The 20,321-nt window shown below is 49.9% G+C and carries 15 protein-coding genes and 1 pseudogene; 4 read left to right on the forward strand and 12 right to left on the reverse strand.

From position 1 onward, the window contains the following. Positions 1-253: pseudogene (locus tag DES29_RS07880) on the forward strand (IS1634 family transposase); the annotation flags it as partial. A gap of 95 nt (positions 254-348) precedes the next feature. Here the strand turns inward: DES29_RS07880 and DES29_RS07885 are convergent. From DES29_RS07885 to DES29_RS07900, 4 genes are all read right to left on the reverse strand, one after another. After that, entirely contained in the window at positions 349-717 is a 369-nt protein-coding gene (locus DES29_RS07885; RefSeq protein ID WP_016474448.1) for a cytochrome c3 family protein, read from the reverse strand. 86 nt (positions 718-803) lie between these two features. After that, positions 804-2,501, reverse strand: a complete 1,698-nt coding sequence (locus DES29_RS07890; RefSeq protein ID WP_016474449.1) for an FAD-dependent oxidoreductase — start codon at positions 2,499-2,501, stop codon at positions 804-806. Between the two features lie 109 nt (positions 2,502-2,610). Next, positions 2,611-3,261 carry a response regulator transcription factor gene (locus tag DES29_RS07895; RefSeq protein ID WP_016474450.1) on the reverse strand — a complete coding sequence of 217 codons (651 nt, stop codon included), beginning with the start codon at positions 3,259-3,261 and terminating at the stop codon, positions 2,611-2,613. Continuing rightward, entirely contained in the window at positions 3,230-5,065 is a 1,836-nt protein-coding gene (locus DES29_RS07900; protein WP_236578939.1) for a sensor histidine kinase, read from the reverse strand. Before DES29_RS07900 ends, DES29_RS07895 begins: the two co-directional genes overlap by 32 nt. 329 nt (positions 5,066-5,394) lie before the next feature. Here DES29_RS07900 and DES29_RS07905 point away from each other — a divergent pair, with 329 nt between their 5' ends. Further along, positions 5,395-6,924, forward strand: a complete 1,530-nt coding sequence (locus tag DES29_RS07905) for a shikimate kinase (RefSeq protein WP_021995471.1) — start codon at positions 5,395-5,397, stop codon at positions 6,922-6,924. 103 nt (positions 6,925-7,027) lie between these two features. Here DES29_RS07905 and DES29_RS07910 read toward each other — a convergent pair whose 3' ends face one another. Continuing rightward, entirely contained in the window at positions 7,028-9,382 is a 2,355-nt protein-coding gene (locus tag DES29_RS07910) for a molybdopterin-dependent oxidoreductase (RefSeq protein ID WP_236578938.1), read from the reverse strand. A 353-nt stretch (positions 9,383-9,735) separates the two neighbouring features. Between DES29_RS07910 and DES29_RS07915 the strand changes: the two genes are divergently transcribed. Further along, positions 9,736-10,653, forward strand: coding sequence for an NAD(P)H-dependent oxidoreductase (locus DES29_RS07915; protein WP_113854697.1), 918 nt, complete (start codon positions 9,736-9,738; stop codon positions 10,651-10,653). Between the two features lie 243 nt (positions 10,654-10,896). Here the strand turns inward: DES29_RS07915 and DES29_RS07920 are convergent, their stop codons facing one another. From DES29_RS07920 to DES29_RS07945, 7 genes are all read right to left on the reverse strand, one after another. Then, positions 10,897-12,081, reverse strand: coding sequence for an amidase (locus DES29_RS07920; protein WP_236578937.1), 1,185 nt, complete (start codon positions 12,079-12,081; stop codon positions 10,897-10,899). 122 nt (positions 12,082-12,203) lie between these two features. Continuing rightward, positions 12,204-13,196, reverse strand: a complete 993-nt coding sequence (locus DES29_RS07925; protein WP_113854699.1) for an asparaginase — start codon at positions 13,194-13,196, stop codon at positions 12,204-12,206. Positions 13,197-13,275: 79 nt separating this feature from the next. After that, a complete protein-coding gene (locus tag DES29_RS07930; protein ID WP_236578936.1) occupies positions 13,276-14,208 on the reverse strand; it encodes a citrate transporter in 933 nt (310 codons plus the stop codon). An 8-nt stretch (positions 14,209-14,216) separates the two neighbouring features. Further along, entirely contained in the window at positions 14,217-14,558 is a 342-nt protein-coding gene (locus DES29_RS12630; protein WP_236578935.1) for a hypothetical protein, read from the reverse strand. 160 nt (positions 14,559-14,718) lie between these two features. Beyond that, positions 14,719-15,444 (reverse strand): response regulator transcription factor, encoded by a 726-nt coding sequence (locus DES29_RS07935; RefSeq protein ID WP_005428964.1) that lies wholly within the window; start codon positions 15,442-15,444, stop codon positions 14,719-14,721. Positions 15,445-15,455: 11 nt separating this feature from the next. Beyond that, entirely contained in the window at positions 15,456-18,056 is a 2,601-nt protein-coding gene (locus DES29_RS07940; RefSeq protein WP_113854700.1) for a sensor histidine kinase, read from the reverse strand. A gap of 828 nt (positions 18,057-18,884) precedes the next feature. Continuing rightward, positions 18,885-19,244 carry a hypothetical protein gene (locus DES29_RS07945; RefSeq protein ID WP_147145891.1) on the reverse strand — a complete coding sequence of 120 codons (360 nt, stop codon included), beginning with the start codon at positions 19,242-19,244 and terminating at the stop codon, positions 18,885-18,887. A gap of 280 nt (positions 19,245-19,524) precedes the next feature. Here DES29_RS07945 and DES29_RS07950 point away from each other — a divergent pair, with 280 nt between their 5' ends. After that, positions 19,525-20,232: a hypothetical protein gene (locus tag DES29_RS07950; RefSeq protein ID WP_231293647.1), complete on the forward strand. Its 708-nt coding sequence runs from the start codon at positions 19,525-19,527 to the stop codon at positions 20,230-20,232. Positions 20,233-20,321: the final 89 nt, after the last annotated feature.

Consider the following 20,321-nt stretch of genomic DNA (forward strand, 5'->3'; position numbering starts at 1 on the left):
GGGCAAGCTGTTTGTCCAGGTATTGGCCCAGTCACTGCGCCTGATGATGCGTATGGCATGTCGGCGCAACGAAACGGCAACGAACCGTTTGCCCAGCAATTCTTTGACGAAGGCCTTTATGCAGCTGCGTTATCTGAAGGCCAATAAACCAACGGATCGCAACGCTTGGAAAACAAAAGAGATCCCGAAGAAAATCCGAGATCTCTTTACCCTGTTAGGTTTGCCCTTGCCACCGCGAGTGTTCCGGGACTAGGTGCATCCCCGGGAGTTTGGGGAGTAATTGAAAAGCAGCCTCACATAACAAACAGTTGTTAACCATTGCAATGATGAGCTTGTGATTTCCCCCTTCTAGGGAACTTTGAATGTATACATATGGCATTCTCCACAGTAGTTCACTCCGGGTTTGTGCCCCTTGTGACATTCGGTACACGGTAAGTTCCCATCGTGCTGACTATGCGGATTCACTTCTTCAGGATTCTTCGGCTGGGTCCTTTTGGAGACAGCGTCATACCATCCATGACACCCAACACAGGCTTCGTGCTTTTGATCGTCAATTTTGAGTTCCGCGCTGCCGTCCTTCACATGACATGATGTACAAGGCAGCCCTTTCGCAACGTGCCGGTCGGCTAGAAATTTGCCTTCGGCAGCATTTACTGAGACGGACGCTCCCATCAGACCAATGCAGATTGCGGCGGTCAATCTTTGAAAGAATTTCATAAAGGGTCCCCTTCTGTTCGAAGGGGGAGGGAACGATTTCGCTCTCTCCCCCCAACATGACCGATTTCAATCGGTTCTATTTTCGTTTATGCACGATTTGGCAGTGTTGCAACGATCTTGCCGCAAACCTGGCCGAAGACCAACGTCTCCGTGAGGTTGCCGCCGCCCTGATAAACAAACTTCAGTGCTGAAGCAATTTCACCAACGGCGTAGAGCCCCGGAATCGGCTTCAGATCCCAATCCAGTACTTCGCGCTTAGCGTTGGCAGCAAGACCGCCCTTGGTATTCGGACCGCCAGCAACAAGCGGAACAGCATAGAACGGACCTTCAGCCACAGGCTGCAGCGTACTCTTGAGACGACCGAAGTCCTTGTCTTCTCCTTCCTTACAGAATTCGTTGTAGCGTGCGACTGTCTCAGCTAGGACCTTCGGATCCATCTTGCCACCATTATCCTTCTGTTCAAGAATCTTCTTGCCGAGCTCTTCAATTGAGTCAGCCTTGAGAATCCACCCTTTCTTTACGGCATCACTATTGTCACTAGCTCCCCAATCTATGAAGTCGTAGCCCGGCGTAGAAATACCGGTACCGACCAAGGGTTTTGCTTTGCGAAGCGTTTCGTCAAAGATGAACCATGATGGCGAATTTGCATAATCAAGCGTATCGATATTGAACCTCACCGCCTCTTTATAGAAGAAGTAACGGCTCGGATCCTTCGTCACCTTATGTTCAGCAGCATAGCGTTTACCTTGCTGATTCACGACAATTGCGTGGCCAGAACCGACGACCGGAGTAATCATGCCGATACGAAGTCCGTTGTGACGAATTGGGGCAGGCATAATGATGCGTGAAGCGGCTTTGCCTGCCTTCATCATCCCTGCACCTGCGTCAAGCCCCATGCGAATGCCGTCACCTTCGTTATAAAGCGTGCCGTAGAATGCCCATCCTTCAACCCCAGGCCCTTCAAGGAAAGCCTGACGCATCGTCTTGGAATATTCATAGCCGCCGGTACAGAGAACTACAGCCTTACGAGCTTTATAGGCTACCTTCTTACCATCTTTCTCGGCGATGAGGCCGATAACTTCACCTTTATCGTTCTTGACCAGCGTACGGCCGCGGGTTTCATAATCAACAGCAATTTTGTCCTTTCTATTGAATACACCGGTTTCGAGACACTTCCAGAATGCCTCACCCTGCATGCACTGTTCCTTCGGGAAGTTATAGGTTGATTTAGCAGAATTCACTCGATCCGGATAGGAAGCGCGATAGACCTGATAGCCGCAATCCTTTGCACCGGGGAAATTCGGAAATGCTGCGCCCTTAAAACCAGGCGTTGCAAACGCTTGGAATTTCGGATCGAGTGATTTCATCCAGTCGAGAAGATTCGGCGTATAGTCAGCCCAAGCCTGTGCAAGCCCGTCTGAAACCTCTGGCTGTTCCCCTTCGAGTTTACCGGGAATATTTTCTCCGGAGAACATCGCTTTAGCATATTCTTTCAATGCTTTACGATCCCCAGTTTTATCTGGGCAATGAAAAATACCGCCCGACATGCGAGTGTTTGAACGAAGCGTTGCCTGAGGCTGACGCTCGATAATAATGACACTCGCACCGTTGTCGGCAGCCGTAATTGCCGTTGCAGCGCCAGCACCCCCGAAACCGAGGACAATTACATCCGCTTCTTTGTCAAACTTCGTTTCTGCGGCAGAAGCTACCGCAGGAAAGGTCATTGCACCGACTGCACCGGCAACGGCGGATTTCAAAAGTGAGCGGCGAGAAAAATCAGTCATCATTGTTCTCCTTTCGTTTTTGTCTCCAAGTGCGGTCAACCGCAGGCCGAAACGACCATCCGGAGCACCCGAATAAAAATACGAAATAGCACTACGCGCGTAGTTCGCGTTAGCTCAAAGAACTAGGACTAATAGGGGAAAGTTCGCCCTCCGCTTGTTTTTTTAAATTTGCAGCCTCTTCCGGCGTTTTAACTCCAAGCTTTTTGAAGGCTGTGGCCCGGTGTCCCTCTACCGTTCGAACTGAGATATGTAAATCATCAGCGACTTCCCTATTGATCCGTCCTGCAATGATCAGATTGACAATTTCCTGCTCACGATCGGTGAGAATATTCCATCGTGCTGAGGCGTTAGTCGGAACACCCCATCCAGCTCGAGCATGACGGTCCTTATCAAGTGCATTGGCGACGGCAGACAGAAGACGTTTGGGGACTACGGGCTTCGTCACAAAATCGACTGCTCCGTGAAGCACTGCACTCACTGCCATATCAATATCACCATGGCCGGAAAGGAAAAGCAAAGGAACAGGATATGAACGTGCACGAAGTTCATCAAAAAGTTCAATCCCGCTCATACCCGGCATACGAACATCGGCAATGATGCACCCTGGTTCTGACGGAGTATCGTCAACCAGAAAAGTCTGAGCACTCTCGTAAGTTTTGACTCGGAATCCTTCGCTCGTCAGCATGAAAGACAAAGCCGTGCGAACACCTTCTTCATCGTCAATAACTCTAATCAGTGGTTGATGTTCCGGTTTCAACATAATCTCTCTCTTCAGGCTCGCATGTGATTACAAATTCCGCTTCTAATCCTCCAACCCCGTCATCACCCCAACGACGAATCTTAAGCCAGCCGCCATAACGTTCAGCAATGCTATGAACGAGCGGCAGCCCCAGCCCTAAACCTTCCCGCTTGGTTGTGAACAGCGGAGTCTGCATTTGTGCAAAGGTCTCATCGTCAATACGCGGACCATTGTCTCGAATACGAGCAAACACAAAATTGTGATTCCCTTTCTTAATCTGCCCAACTTGAATCGTCACGACTGGGAGTCTGTTTGCCGTTTCAACTGCTTGTTGTGCATTCCTAATCAAGTTGAGGATTGCCAATCTAATTGCCATTGGATCGATCTGAACCATAACACCTTGAGATTCATCTGTTATTGTTATTTCAATGGCTTTAGCACCCTTAAATTCCTCTACTGCATCAGCGACAACCCTCACGAAAGAAGAATGCACACGTTCACTCGCTTGCGGTTTTGCAAAATGGCGAACTTTTTCGACGATTTGAGCTGCACGTTCCGCCTCATATGAAATGGTCTTCAATGGTGTCTCAATCACTCCTTTAACACTGTCAATAGTTACACCCCCATTCACATTAGTGAACACTTTCATGAGACCGTGAGCATAACAAGCAACGTTGTTCAGAGGCTGCGAGAGTTCATGTGCAAAAAGTGTAGAAAGTTGCCCAATTATGCCCACCCGCTGCATTCGATCCATTGCATCTTCAAATGCCTTGTTCTTCTCCGCTAATTGCTCCTTTTCCGCAAACATCTCATTCAATTCTTTTGTGCGACGCTCAATCAGCGCATCAGAACGCATAACATGCAGAACTAACCCCACTAAGGCACCGATCAACAGTACAATCGGCCAAGAGAATTCGCGCCAAATCCGAAGCAGAGTCCAATCATTCAAATGTTCATAGGGACCGAGCTTCAGCCTCCGATAAAGTTCATCCACTGACCGATAATCTCCAGCCACTGTCCAGTATGTACCACCCTGCTCTTCCGGCATTTGCAAAAGAAGTGCTGTAATTTCCCTGCGTAATTCATGCGAAAGTGTCGACATAGACGAAATCGACCAATTTGGATATAGCTCCGTTGAAGACAAGCATGACAGAGGGAGCCCTAGTCTGGCATTGAGAATTCGAAGCTTCTGCGGCAGCGTACCTGCCGTCAAGATGTCCTCGATATAGCAGGTCTTGACGAAACCCACATCAGCACGTCCATCCAAGACAGCATCAACAACCTGACGCATATCAAGACCTGACGACTCGCCAACAAAGAGAGTACGTCCAAAAAATTTAAATGGATGCGATTCAATCTTTGCAATCTCTCCCATACCTATTTGATATCCCTGAAATCCATTTGCAACTGTTGCCGCCAACGTCTTACCGCGCAAGTCCTCCAATGTTTTGAGATCACTCCGCGAAGCTAGAACAATCATCGCTGATCCGTTGCTGTGATCGGGGTCTGGCCCTCGATCAGTCACAAGCGTTGCAAGAATGCGGAGACCGTGATCATGCAGACGGCGGTAAAAGCCTGCTCCAGAAAGAACCAGATCAACCTCGTGTTTCCGAATAGCCTCTTCCAACTCCCGAATCTCATAAAACTGAAGTCTCACGCCGTCGACAAGATGAGTGTTGAGATAGTCTGTTGTTTTTTGAATAATGGACAACGACGGATTAGGAGCACTCAGGTAGGTAACACCAATGCGAAGTTCAGCTGCATTTGTTAAGGACACACCTTTAAAAACAAGAAAGAAAACTACAATGCCAACAAGTTTGAGCAACGAACTTGATATTCCTGAAGAAATCATTACGTAAAGTTTTCAATAGAATTTATTCGCTAAGGAAATAGCCATATCTTTCATCAAAATCTTTACCAATGATTATTTCAAAATCTGTCAAATAGGCATAGGGACTTGATTGAAATCTTGCCTGTGCTTACATGAGTTCTTCATCGACTACCTACATGAAGCAACATAACGCGAGCATGCTGGTTACCAGCCCCTCTTGATTGATAAGTAATAAAAGGAACCAACTCGTCCCCGCCAAACAATCGCCGGATGATTAGACTTCCTATTCATTCCTTCCTTTTGAAGCACTGACTTCCCCAAAAATGGCTCAGAACGACACCAATCGTTCATCTTTCTCTGCTGCTGAGGCGCATGAAACCCGCAGCCTGAACGATTCTGCTGCTCCAACGACAGCGGGCATGTCGTCGCGTACGCCTCTTCCGTGCAGCTGCAAGGCATGGCGCCGCAAGGGCAAAGGCGAATCCAACCGACTTGCGGTCATCGAGGAGCCTGACGGATCAACAGTCGACCTTCCGTTCACAGAATTAACCGGCGATCTGCTTAAAGGTACTTTCGCCGATGATCCTCGCTGGATATGGTTTGCCGATCATTCCAAGTCGCCCGCAGCCCCCTGCGGTGCGGAGCTTCTTGCAAAATTTGGCTTGACAAATGCTGAGCCTCTGCACCTTAGAGAGACTGATGCGCTTCGCTTCATTCGTGACGGGCGCTGGGACGGGATTGGACTCGATCCAAAGTTCATGGCTGATGCTGCTCGTTTATGCGACCATTTGCTCCCTGCTGCACGTGCAACCAACTGCTCGAACATTCTTATTCGAGAAACCGACGGCACTATTACCGGCGATTTTACGATCGGTACGGGACTGCTCAAGATGCTCCCCGCTATGGGGCTGACCATCTGCCAAACCCGTGCGCTCTTTTTGACTGAAGAGGCTCTGGAGCCGCTTGCCGCAGGTCTCGCCCGGCTGCTAACTGCTCTAGGCGCCCCGCAGGCTAAAGTCATCCGTATTGATCATCCGCTCTCAGCCGATGCCGCAAAGCGTATCGAAGGCGCAGAGGGCTTCAGCCTGCTCTTTAACGCCACCAACCTCGGCCGAGCCCCCAACACCGATCAAATGCCGATTGAATCGGCAGAAGTTTTCCAATGCTTCCCGAAACTCAAAGCGGTACTGGACTCCGTTGATGAACCTGTGCGCCCGCGGCTCATCTGGGAAGCGCAGCAGCGCGGCCTGGAAGCCCGCACCACTTTGGGACTGCGCGTCGTTGTCGCACGCGAGGCGATGGAACTCTTTGCCGGTCGGACGCTGCCGCTTTGTGCGACGCGCTCGATCCTGTGCGACATTCGCCGCGAAGCCTCCAATATTGTTCTGATCGGAATGCCGGGCTGCGGAAAAACCACTATCGGCAAATGCGTCGCGGCAAGGCTTCTGCGTCCTTTCATCGATCTGGACGCCCTCGTGGAGCGTCGAGTCGGCAAATCCTCCGAACGGATTTATCGCGAGGACGGTGAAGCGTATTTCCGCGGTTTTGAAAGCGAGATTATCAAAGAGCTCTCCGGACGCCACGGCCTCGTCATTTCAACGGGCGGAGGCGCCTGCCTGCGACCCGAAAACCGTATGCGGCTCGCGCTCAACGGCACGTTCTACTGGCTACAGAGGCCGCTCGACCACCTCTCCACCTATCAGCGGCCGCTCTCTCAAGCTCGCGGCGTAGAGGCACTTTACGAAGAACGGTCTCCCATTTTTGAGAAAATCGCCGAGCGCATCATCGAAGTGCAGTCTGTAGAAGATACGGCCGCAGCGCTGATTGGCGAAACAGTCTGCAAACCTTGCTGAGGGCGCTGCTCGCAGCAGATCCGCCCTGCTTCCCTCCCGATGCATGAGTCGGACAAGCTCCGCAGAGTTCGTCCGACACTAAAGTTTTAATGCAATTGTCGAGTTATTTACCGAGGTGCGGAGCGTTAAACGCCCGCACCTCTAATAACTCCCCCCGCCATTTCTCCACCTGCACCAGCGCAGTTGAGGCAATGTTGCCGTTTGAGAGAGCGCTCGCCGGATCGTCAGGCGTGAGCACATTGGCGCAGCCGTTGGCATCAATTGCGCCGTCTGAAGACTCTTGGGGATCAAACCAACCGCCGTGACGCACAACGATCGTCCCTGCCCGAACGCCGTCGGTGACGACAGCGCCGGCGAGAATAGCCCCTCGCAGACTCGAGACTTTCACAACATCTCCGTTGGCAATGCCGCGCTTGGCTGCATCAACCGAATTCATCTCACAAGGCTCTCGTCCGGCAATATTGGAACGAGCGCTCGTCACGGGATTGAGCTGGCTGTGCAGTCGGGCGCCGCTCTTGGGACTCACCAGTTCGAGCCAATCGCCTAAGCCTTCCTTGCGTTCCTCCTGAGCCTGAGCGTCCTGACCATGAACGCTGGTCTGATCCGCTGCAAAAGGCGGAATCCACGTTGGATGTGCCGGAGCATCCGCATAGTGAAGCGCTTCAATGCGTTTGGAATAGATCACAATTTTGCCGGACTCCGTCCGCAGCGGATGCGCTTCAGGATCAGCTCTGAAGTCCGCAAACGCCGTGAAGCGTGTTTCCGCCGGATTCTGCGCGTAGAGGTGAACACCCTTCCTCAAGAAATCAGCAAAAGCCGGCAGCGCAGCATTCTGCGCTGCCCCAGCGGCTGCGGCCTCTTCGTAGAGTCTCTGAATCCACCCCGCTTCATCCAGACCCTCGGTAAAAGTGTCTCCCAGTCCCAAGCGTTTGGCGAGCTCAGAATAAATCTCATAGTCGCTTCGTGCTTCTCCGACGGGATTGATCACCTGACGCATGAAGACGATGCCGTCGTTGGTAGACGTTCCAATCGGCGAAATGTCGTTTCGCTCCAAGGTCGTCGCCGCAGGCAGAACGATGTCTGCATGACGTGCCGTCGCGCTCCAGAAGGCATCTGTGACAATCACCGTTTCCGGACGGCGCCAGGCTGCTTCGAGGGCTCGTGTATCAGGATGATGCGCAAAGGGATTCCCGCCCGACCAGAAGACCAAGCGGATATCGGGATATTCAATGCGGCTGCCGTTCCAATCAATCACTTTGCCCGGGCAGGCAAGTACGTCAGCCATACGCGCCACCGGAACGGCACGGCTGCCCTTCCAGGGTACGGCGGACTGCCAAACTGCCTTGGGACGAGCAGGAATCTGCCCTAAAACGGGACCTTTGCCAACCGGCCAGCCGCCGCTTTCATAGTGATATGAAACCCCAATGCCGCCGCCGGGAAGACCAATCTGTCCGAGTGCACAGGCGAGCGCAACCGCCATCCAGGGCGGCTGCTCCCCGTAGCGGGCACGCTGCGGTCCCCAGCCAAACATGATCATGGAACGGTGTTCGGAAAGCTCTCGTGCAAACGATTGAATTTGCTGAGCGGGAACTCCGCAGCCGATTTCAGCCCATTCCGGTGTCTTTTTCACACCGTCTTCCGTCCCAAGGATGTAGGCCTCCATTTCATCCCAACCCGTCACGCAGTTCGCAAGGAAAGCCCGGTCGAGTCGATTTTCGGTGATGAGGACATACATCATGCCGAGCATCAGCGCAGCATCAGTCCCGGCCTTTACCGGCATCCAGCGGCTGCCGACAACATCAGCCGTTTTAGGCCGAAGCGGATTCACCGCAATCGTACGGATACGCGGATGGTCCTTCAGTCTGCGGATTTCGGCGATGCCCTGATGAAGCGTCGTTGCCCAGTCGATATCGTTGGTAATGAGCGGATCGCATCCCCAAAAGACAATGCGCTCGGTCTTTTCCATGATGACCGGCCAGGCGGTAGGCTTAAAGAGTTTCCCGCCGACGGCATACGGAAGGATGGTCGAAATCGCTGCAGTGGAGTAGCTGTTGCCGGTCTCAACCCATCCGCCCAAAAGAGAGAGCAGCCGCTGCATCAGCGCAATGGCGTTATTCACCGAACCGGTTGACTTCCATCCGTAGCTGCGCCCCCAGACGGCCGAAGGACCGTAAGTCTCATAAATCCGCCGCAGTTCGCCGGCCGCTAAATCTAAAGCCTTGTCCCATGAAACAGGAACGTATTCATCCGCACCGCGCCCGGCACGAGAGGCTGACCCCTTTTCCAAATAACCCCGCCGCACCATTGGTGTTTGAATGCGGGCGGAAGAATATGGGTGCTCCACTAAGCTCGAAAGGTTGGGGCTCGGCGCACGGTCACCCTCAAACGGGCGTACAGCAACCAGCCTGCCGTCTTTGGTTTTGGCGTAGAAAAGCCCCCAATGAGAGGCGGTCAGCACTTCTCCGTCCGGAAGCGCTTGAAAAAATGATCTTGGGAGGCTTGAAGTCTCGGGGCTGCTCATGACGAAATAATTCGACGATAGGAATACCTGACATTTTAGGATCGACTGGTACTTTCCCGAATGTCAACCTGAACAACCTTTAGCCCTACTCATAAACCTTCGATAAAAAGCGCTGTCCTTAAACCGTCCATAAGAATGGTGAAGCGACTGGGATCGGGAAAGATCCTATGCGAATCGGAGACCGGCATGAGAAAATGGAATTCACCCGCTTGGTTGATTACCTAGCAGTGCCCGGCAATGATCCGGAATAAGCGCCAGCGCCAATCAATGTGGGTACTGGGAGGATGAGCATGTCATCTCCTTTCAAACTGATTGCTGTTTTGGTTGCAGCAGGATTTTGTGTGCCCGCAGCTTTTGCTGCTGATGCTGTTACCTCTGCTTCTGTTGTTCCCGCGGCTCAAAAAACTCAAGAGGGAGCCGTGCTCGAAGGCACGAAAACACTTGCTGCCAAGGGCGGCGACAGGCTTCCCGACAATGTCGATGCCGTGACGTCTGCTTCGGTCGTTCCGGTTCAGTATCGCCAAACGGATTGGAAGCCGAGCGGCTTCACGGACGCTAAAGACAAAAAACGTGCGCTTTTCATTCTTGACGATCCTCGTCACGAATCGGTCACCTATGATCTCTGCGTCACGGCCATGAAGTTCTTCGAAGAAAAAGGCTTTGAAGTTGAACTTCGTGACCTCATTGCCAACAAATTCAATCCGCTCATTACTACTCGCGAAGAGTTCTATCACGCCAAAGACGGATTTGGGAAAACACCTACGGATGTGCTCACAGAGCAGGCTTATGTCAAGAAAGCCGATCACATCATCTTTGTTCAGCCCAACTGGCAGGACACCGATCCGATGTTCACGAAAGGCTATAAGCTCCGAGTGTTTTCGAAGGGATTTTCTTATGACGACGGCCCGAAGGGACGCGTCGGTCTGCTTCCCGGCAAGACCTTCTACACAATTATGAATGCCGGCTGGCTCGGCATGGGGCAAGGCATGAGCGGCGATTCGCTCAACAAAAATCCCCAGGAATGGGAAACCTGGATGTTTGCAATGCGAGTCGTTGACGATGATGCTGCCGTCGGCAAGGACATGAAGAATCTCGGCCGCTTTGTGAACGATCGGACACCTTCAAACCTTGATCCGAACTACGGCGAAAAAATCGAAGCTTTGCGTGCAGTACTAAGAAAACACCTGGCACGTGATTTCAATCTTTGATTACTGGCACACTGAAGTACTCGCTTCTATAGAGGCGAGTACTTTCTCTCTTTCAGTAGCCTAGAAATATTGTTAATCCTGAATTATTACAGGCAATATCCCATAAAGTGAATTGTCAAGCACTTCATTTATCGAGGGTCAAAAACACTTTCAAACGATTATGATTAAGTCAATAATAAAATTCACCTTCTACGAAAAATCAAAAAGACTTTAAACAAGTTCTTATCATCTTTATATTGTCAGTTAACATATGAACATCAACTTCGCCGCCTGAGCAATCAACCACAGGTCTCTTCCCTTTGGCCCTACGAGAGAAATACCAATAGGGGCCCCATTAATTGTTCCCAGAGGCAAAGAAATCCATGGGAATCCCGACAAACCGCCATGACAAAGGCACATGCTCACTTTCTGCCGGAATCTTTCCACGAATGTTTCACTCGCACCAACAGGAATCCCCGCATCCGGCATTGTCGGCAAAATTGCTAATCCATCGTCTTTCAACAAGTCAGTCAAATGAGCACGGCATTCTGCTTGGATTTCCCGTTCAGGCGATAAATCCTCCACATGCCATTGTTTAGCCAATATAAAACGCTCTCTTACCCCTGGCCCCAATACTGGGTGATACGTCTCAATAAAGCTCCCGTCACTCTCCCAGGCCTCGGCAGTTTGTAATTTACGAAACGCCAGGAAGGTTCTCTCTAAGCCCTGCGGGGAGAACTGTCCTGATGCAGGGCTACCAAAGAGACCTACCGCAGCCTCATAAGGTTTCTTAAGCGCCTGTTGGACTTTATCGCCAAATAATGTCCAAATATCATCGACAAAAATCAAACGAGGCTTAGTGTCCTCAGGATTGGCATCCTGCCCATAAAGCACTGCTGCAACCTTCTCAAAGACCTCCATTCTGCGAGCAAAAAAGCCTACTGTGTCAAAGGATTTGCTCAGCGGCTGGCAATGATCCAATGCGGCACGCCCAACGGTAGGGCGAAGGCCGATGACCCCGCATTGACTGGCCGGACAACGGATTGAACCACCGGTATCCGACCCCAACGCAAAGTCTACAAGCCCGCAAGACACTGCCGAGGCCGAGCCCGACGAAGATCCTCCCGTATACCGATCCGGTGCGCCGCCGTTAATTGGAGCACCAAAATGGAAATTTGCGCCCTGCATCGAAAAGGCCAGCTCATCGGTGATGGTTTTACCTTGAAATTCTGCACCAGCAGCCAGAAGTTTTTCCACACAGGACGCAGTTTTTTGCTTGATACCTTGTAATGCGAGAAACGTGGGATTACCCGCACTGGTTGGATAACCAGCTACATCGAAGATGTCCTTCACGGCAAAAGTGAGTCCAGTTAATGAACCTTCTTTGGCATGCGGAACAGGCACTTCGGGATATGGCATAAAGCATCGAGCAGACAAACGATCGTACATGCGACCCCCAATTGTCATTAGACAATGACAGAAATAAGTAACTCTCATGCTTTCTGGTTGAAAAAAGAGGAAGGAATGACTCACTTCGTCCTATTTTCAGCTGTTGCCGCTACCGTCCAGCGTTAGATATCAAAAATCTCTTCTAACTTATCGCGCTGAGTGGCGTATTCCGGATATTCGGATAAGACCACCATCAGCTTCAACCGAGCCTTAGCAGCTGAAATTTCACCGGCAGCAGCAATACCTACACTGCGAGTATCGGTAACGGAACCCGGATAGCCATAGACATCGAGAACACGCCCTCCCGGAGTACGAGTTGTCAAAATCACGACAATGCCTTTTTTTATTGCATCAGCAATTCCTGGAACCATGGCCGGCGGCACATTGCCGCGGCCAAAACCCTCAATCACAATCCCCTTGACGCCCTGATTCACTGCAAAATCCACATAATCGCGAGTCGAGCCAGTCATACACTTAATCAAATCCACACGAGCTGTGAGCGCCTGCGGATGGAAACGTTTTACGCCCAGCACCTTACGGCGCCAAACGATGTGATCAATATCCACATAACCAATCGGGCCCCACCACGGCGACTGGAAGGTAGCAGGATTCGCCGAATGAGTCTTCATAACTTCGCCGGGAGCCTGCAGTATTTCATCCAAGCACACCATGACACCCATACCAACGGCTTGAGGTGAAGCCGCCGTTTTGACCGAACAATAGATGTTGTAGGGACCATCGGGGCTTATATCGCTTGCACCGCGCATTGCCGCCGTGCAAACCACAGGCTTTTGACTTTTCGCCGTGATGTCAAGGGAAAATGAAGTTTCTTCCAAAGTATCCGTGCCGTGCGTCACTACCACGCCTGCGACATCATCACGCGCCAGGAGTTCTTCAATCTTGCAGTGCAGATCCCACATATTTTGCGGAGTCATGCCTGGAGAAGCGATATTGGAAAACTGCACGAATTCCAGGGGGGCTATATCGCCCAAACCCGGCACGGCATCGGCCAAGTCCTTGCCCGAGCAAGCCGGCACCAACCCGTGTTTTTCTTTGTCATACTTCATGGCAATCGTGCCGCCGGTTGCCACCACTACTACTTTCTTATCAATCATCTTGTATTAACTCCAGAGAATTCCAAACTGCAGCCCGCCTCTGCCCTAATCCGGCTAAGTCGGACTGCAGCGCAAGTTACTAAAGGAAAGCCAAGCAAGCCGTAATGATGAAAGCCACTAAGCAGCCAAAGAGAATCGATGGACGCTGGAAAGCGTTTGCTCCCTTCAAGTCGCTGCCCGGGATTACCGGAATCACCGTCGACAAAGCAGCTACCGGACCGCCCGTCAAGAAGTACTGAATGAGCGAGCATCCAGAAGCCGCAGCAAAAGCCGAAGCGAAGGGATCCGCACCAGTCTGCAGGGTCACCTGTAAGAAAGGCACCAAAACCGCCACCGAAGCAGCATAGGACTGCGTCATGAAGCCCGTTAAGAAGGCTACCGCAAAGAGAATCAGGACGGGCTGTACCGAGAGCACCGGCGAGACAAAATCAGAGACCGTCTGCACCATGCCAATTTCACGAATCACAGTGGACATGAATAGGAAGCCGATCGTAGCCACCAACGGTGTAGCAATCAGGGAAACACCTTTCATCATGTCGAGCTCGGCCTGTTTCGGGCTGGCGTGCGCCAGCATCATGGTGACAATGGCTGCAGCCATACCTACCAGAAAAATCGGCAAACCACAGATAAAGCCAATAACCAACACGAGGAAGGGGAAGAACGCTTTCCACGAGGTGGTCGAGTATTCGCGATTTTCGATTTCCTGTATGATACGGGCCTTTTCCGCCGCATCAATCTTGATGCCGCGACGACGCATGTCAGCCGTCGCACGGATTGCGGAGAGCACGAAGATGGAACCGGCAGCAATAAAACCCAAGACATTGAAGAGGCCGTAGCCAATGCCTGCAGTCGCCAAAATTGCAACCTGCGTGGGGTGAGTGAAGCCCGCTAAGTTGCCAATATGGCCAGCGTGGGCAATCATACCGGCCGATTGGTTGGGACGTACCCCCAAACGCACAGCTGCCGGACCACAAATCACGGCCGTGATCACCGGTTGCGTAAAGCCCGTCAAGGCACCTATCACACCGGCAGCCACACCACCCGCACAGGCACACCGACACCGCCGCCCCATTTATTGCCGAGACGAACGATATCGCGAATGATCACGTCCAAAAAACCCGTGGCCTGCATAATGCCGATAAAGAGCAAGATACCCGTCATATCGGCAATCACTGGATTTAAGCCAGAAACGATCATCTTGGTGACGGTCATACCGGTTCCGCCTGCCATAGGGAATCCAGCAATTAATGCTGAAATGGCCGCCCCCACAATAGCGGTCATATAGATAGGGGTTTTACCGGTAATCATTAAGATCAGCGTTGCCAGCATGCATAGCTGGGCAATTATGTGCGCTGTACTCATTGCTCTCTCCTCTTGTTAGAAAAAGGTTTGATTACTCATTGAAAACAATGAGTAAAGCAAACACTTTCGTACTAACTACAGTCTAGAAAAGAGAGCTTGCTCAGCCATAAACGAAAAACGCCTGCTCATTAGAAAAAAGTTGCCGAAAGATTGCAATGCATTACAAGTCCACGTTTTCGTCACGCAGATCCCGAAAAACATAGCCCACACCTGAATAAGCTGATATCAAACCACCTTCTAGGCCTGCTTCCTCAAACTTTCGGCGCAAACGTGCAAAAGCTACACGCAGGTACTGCACCTCTCCAATGCTCTCCGGCCCCCACACTTTCCTCAAGAGTTCAACGTGCGTGTGAATAACGCCTGGATCCTTGAGCAAAATAGCCAACAGTTGAAATTCTGTATCGGCAAAATGAACTTCCCTGCCGGCAATCAGAACCTGTCGTTTTTCCACGCAAAGAGTAATAGGGCCGTTCTCATACTTGTGATAATTTGTTTCCACGCGAGCTTTACTTGAGCGATGCAATATGGCACGAATACGAGCTAAAAGTTCTTCCATGGAGAAGGGCTTACAGACGTAGTCATCTGCCCCTAAATCAAAACCACGCAATTTGGATGCTGAATCAGTTTTGGCGGTCATAAAGATCACTGGGACATCCTTTTTTTCTCTCAACCGCCGTGCGCATTCAAAGCCATCCATCTCGGGCATCATGACATCAAGAATCACAAGATTAGGCTTGACCGGGGCTTTGGCATACACCTCCAATGCGCGGATGCCATCAGCAGCGCTCATCACGTCATAACCCGCGCGCTCCAGATTGGCAAGCACTAAACGGCGAATCATGGATTCATCATCCACTACCAAAATCAAGGGCCGTACCTCGGTCATCGCCAACTCCTTCAGTAAGGCAAAACAAGCGTAAATTCAGTGCCAACGCCCACTTCACTTGCCACTGAAATAGTGCCTCCGTGAACATCAACAATGCCTTTCACAATAGCAAGTCCCAAACCAGTTCCGCCGCGCCTCCGTGCAATACTCATGTCGGCTTGAAAAAAGTGTTCAAAAATATAAGGCATCTTGCTTTTTGCAATCCCTACTCCATTGTCTTTCACCCGAATTGCCACCCAATCCCCTTCTTTAGTAACGGTTACATGCACGCATGGATCTGCACCTTCACGGTGGTAACGAGCCGCATTATTAAAGAGGTTAATGAATACCTGTGTTATGCGTTCAGGATCAAAACGGAAGCATTCTGCTTCGGTATCAATACTTCGAGTCACGGTTATGGGATAACGGGCGTTCACAATCTTGGCAGCACGATCAATGGGCGTTGCAATATGCATGATTCGTCTTTGCAGCTGAACCTTACCTTCCTCTAACCGAGAAATATCAAGCCAGTCATCAACAAGGCTGCGCAGCCGAAAAGCTTCGTCCTGCATATCCTGCAGAATCTGGGAACGCTCTTCTTCTCCAATGCCAATTTGCGTAGCCAGAGTTTCTGCCTGAAGACGCAAAGCCGTAATCGGAGTTTTTAACTCGTGAGCAACCACCGAAATCAAGCGGTCCTTGATCTGCTCAACCTGAACATCCTGAGAGACATCTCGAAACACGATACCCATCGAAGGCTGCAAACCGTTTTTTTCTTCGGCACGGATATTGAAGGTGATAGCAACTAAAGTGCGCTCCGATTCTGTTGCATGAGGAATGCTGGTCAAACGATAGATTTCATCGCAAGCAAAAGATGTAATTTGAGGTTGCAATGCTGTTTTGGCATCCATTTTTTGCATTCCAGGAGCCAAACGAATCACGAAAGCAGATTTAAGCAGTGGCATCAAATATGGCCGCGGATGCGATGGGAGATCTAACCCCAAAATCGTGCTCAGGCAATCATTATGCTTCAGCAGAAGTCCATCGTGGTCTAGAATCGCCACACCTTCCGCCATAGAAGAAAATACTTCTTCGAGCATACGGTGCTGATTAGCAATGGACTGCAGCAATTGTTGATTGGAAAGAACCACTCCAAGCGAGCTCGCCAAAAGGTTTAGTCCGCGTAATGCTTCGGGATCATTTTCCACAGTGTGAGACGTTGCAAGCCACCCGAGAAGCCGTTTTTCAGCCAAAATGGGAATTAAGCATCGCTGCAGCGTCTCAGCTGAAGGTTCGGAATTTTGTTTTTTGGGTACAAAGTAGAGTTCTTTAAGCGACAAAATTTCTCGAATACGAACGATAGTTTCTTCAATGGATTTTCCTGCAGCTTGATTCAAAGGTGTCAAAAGCTTTTGCAGTGCCGAAAGTTCTGAATTACGCTGTAAAAGCGTTTCAGTACGGCGAGCAACTTCCTGCTCCAGGTTGACATTTAACTGTTGCAGACGTTTTTGACTGTTGATCACAACCCCAGCCACCTTGGCAAAACGCTCAGCGATTTCCAATAGTTCCGTGGGGCCTTTATGCTTAAGCTGCAAGGGCACCGGAGGTTTGCGCCCGGAACGTGTGAAGTCCTCAATCATGTCGGTAAGGTATCCAACCGACAAAGACAACGGCCGACTAGCCAAAAAACCAATCACAAACACGCCAAAAAGCGCTGCCACAAAAAGAAAGCCGGAAGCAAACACCACAGAGCGCATCTGCCGGTCACGATCGGCTTGCATTTGATCAACCACTAGCAGCCAATCTGTGTCTGGCACTGGCACATACGCATGAATGACGGCTATATTGCGTGTTCCTGGTGAGGTCCAAGTCGTTGTATATCCCTGAGTACGCTCCCTAATTTCGCTTTGGGACATGTCCAATGCATGCGAACCATGCTGATTAGAGATTATGACACTGCCCCTACCGTCAAACAAAGTTCCAATCAAACCCGCATCGGATACAGCCCGCCAGGCCGAGGAAAGCCAAAAAGTGTTTTGCACCTCAATGGCAAGATAGCCATGCCATTGTGGTGAATCAACGGGAATAGAAACAAAAACATACTGCTCATGGATACTTTGTTCTCGAGCTTCTGGAGAAAGCAATGACTCGTATTGTCCCGGGACCTTTTCGAGATGCAGGGATACAGCAGGTGCAAAACGCTGAATTTTCTGCAGTACTCGCTGCCAAGCAACAGAGCTGGGATCTTGGGAAGGGAAATCGTCTAAAGCTCCCTCGGCGATGATGCCTAAGTTACGATAGCGCGTCGCAATGGAGTCCGCCGTCGCCTGGGCAAGCGAGATCTGCCGTTCATCGAGCAGTCGAATGGTTTCCCTAGTATAAGTAAGTTGAACAACTAAAAAGAAGGCCAGTACAAAACTCACTGTCCAACCCAGAGTGCTGGTCAAAATATTGCGAAAACTCTTTGGATCAACGACTTTTTCCGCAAAATCCGAAGGGTGATAGTTCTCATTTAAATCCTTCGGAAATAGTGAAATCTCTTCATAACGATAAGTCTCACTGAGCACCCCGCGGGGGCGTGCAAGAAAATGCCGCAAGATCGTACATCGAAAGAAAACACGTCGCCAATCCATAAACTCAATTCCACAGGGTCGATCGCAATAGTGTTTGTCACTATGTGAACCTTACCTCTTATCACACTTGATCGTTGGTTTTTTTAAGCCATCGGCATCAATGCTTTGTGAAGGCAAGCATTAATTAGGGTGTCTTTGCCCCTTTAACGGGTTAGTCAGTGCTTATCATTGATGGTTGGAAGATACTCAAAGGATTAAGCACCCTCCTTTTTCTTGAATAAACTCATGGTCTCCTCCGCTTAAAGATCGTTATGGCATTCGAATACGAAAATAATGCAATTGACAGCTCGCCAGATTGATTACATTATTACATCAGCTATCGTTGACTTCAGACCACGGCCTTTGGTTCTTCGATTCATCGGTAAACGTGTATTCTTAATATTAAAGCAACACTATTGTTTAGTTTCAGTAGCCTTAACTTGAATATCATTTAACCTCACAACAATAAATGCATCGTTTCTTCATTCGTATTTCTACCTGTCAATATTGCATAGAATTCCCATGATAAAAAAACAAAATTTAGATCGGATTTTATTGCGGATTACTATTATCTCTGACCGATTCAACATTCTTGGCAAAAAAAAACGGCGCCCATTGACCATAAAACAGCCGCAAACGTTTGGCTTTAATTATTTACACAAGAATATTTTGTTAATATATATAATTATCTTAAGAAAACGATATAGTAAAGTAGGCTCCATTCAAAAAGAATCAGAAAAAAATCAATATTTGTTGCTGTAAAAAATGCTCAATTGGATTGTAAAATTATAGTCCCCCTTGAACATCATCTAACATGAGGTCTGCATCGCAAATGAAGATGACTGCTTCTTACTTTCGCATAAATTGAGTTCGCTCCTTTGCACCTTCTGGTGTATTGGCAAAGCTATACCAATATTTGCCTTCCTTCTCCGTGCCGTAGAGCTTAATGAAACACCAAGGCTTCGGCTCAGCATATAGAGCCTCGACATCTTCGAGGCATTCATTCAGCCGCAGTGCTCGAACAAGTGCATTGCGGGCGGCAGCACGAATCATGCGGTTGCGCCAGCGCTTTTCTAGTTTTTCTGAGATGTGATTGCTGTTGCAGCAAAAAAATGGACCAATGGGTGTGTGACGTCGAGACCGAGACATCTGTGTGTATTCTCCTGACAAAACTCGGCAGCAAGAGATATCCAAGAGCTTTTCTGCCATCTTTCCTTAACTTCATCATAAAACCGCGTGCGTCGCCATTCGTCGCATCGAGGAACTATGATGGGTTATCGGATGAATTGAATGATGTTCTCCCGATGTCCGTTTATTAAGTGCTTTGGAGTGCTCTATGACTGCTGCTACTGAAGATACGTTTGTCGATCTGCTCTGCCGCATCCCGAATTCCGACCGCAAAGAGCTGCTTGCGCTTTGGACCGTCTTATCGGAAGTCGGTGAATCGAGAGCAGCCTTCACTGCGGCTGCAAATTGGCTTCTGCCAGCCTTGAATGCTGCCGAACTTCCAAAGAGCAACATTGATGAGCAAATGCTTGACTCCTGGCAACCCAATGAACCAGATACCCTGTGGCATCTTCCCGCGCATCTTCAAAACGTCGTCCTAGCGCGCATTACTGCGAACGCCCGCATCTTGATTGTTGACAAGATACGAGGGTTCATCAGTCAAAATGACTGCCGTGAATTCCTTGATAAATATGCTCACCTTTTCCATGCCGCTCTTCCGCCCAATGGCACAGAAAGTGCCTTTGGACTTTTCCGCAGCGCACTCCGACAACTCATGGACGTCAGCGATTGTTTAATCCCATACGTTGAGGATCAGCTCCCGCAGTATCGCATCCGGTTTATTACGAAACCCGCATCAGCCGCCATCAAAGAGCTTGATTTCATTTTCAGAAAAATCGGTGCAAGTACGCATCGCAATGAAGATGAACTCATCGTTCGCGAACGACGTCTTGAACACGATGCATTGGTCCGCATTCTTGCCAGTCTGGCTGCTCGCTATGAAAAGGAACTGCAGATCGCAGAACTTCCCGACGCCGAAAAAACAAAAGAATTCCAAGCCCCATTTTTGCCATTCAGCTTCGCCGAAGCCATGCAGTTATTTGGCCGGTCAAACAGCTTAAATAATAGTAAGAAGCTTGATCTTTGGGAAAATATTGCTGGCATTGAAGGAGATAAATTTTGCAAACTATAGATTAAGTTGAGGCGAGATGAATATCTCTAAATTAATAAATACAATGTAATTCAAGTCACTTTAAGTTGCATGCTCTCATTAAGTTTCCC

Source organism: Sutterella wadsworthensis, from assembly GCF_003315195.1.
Lineage (GTDB): Bacteria > Pseudomonadota > Gammaproteobacteria > Burkholderiales > Burkholderiaceae_F > Sutterella > Sutterella wadsworthensis.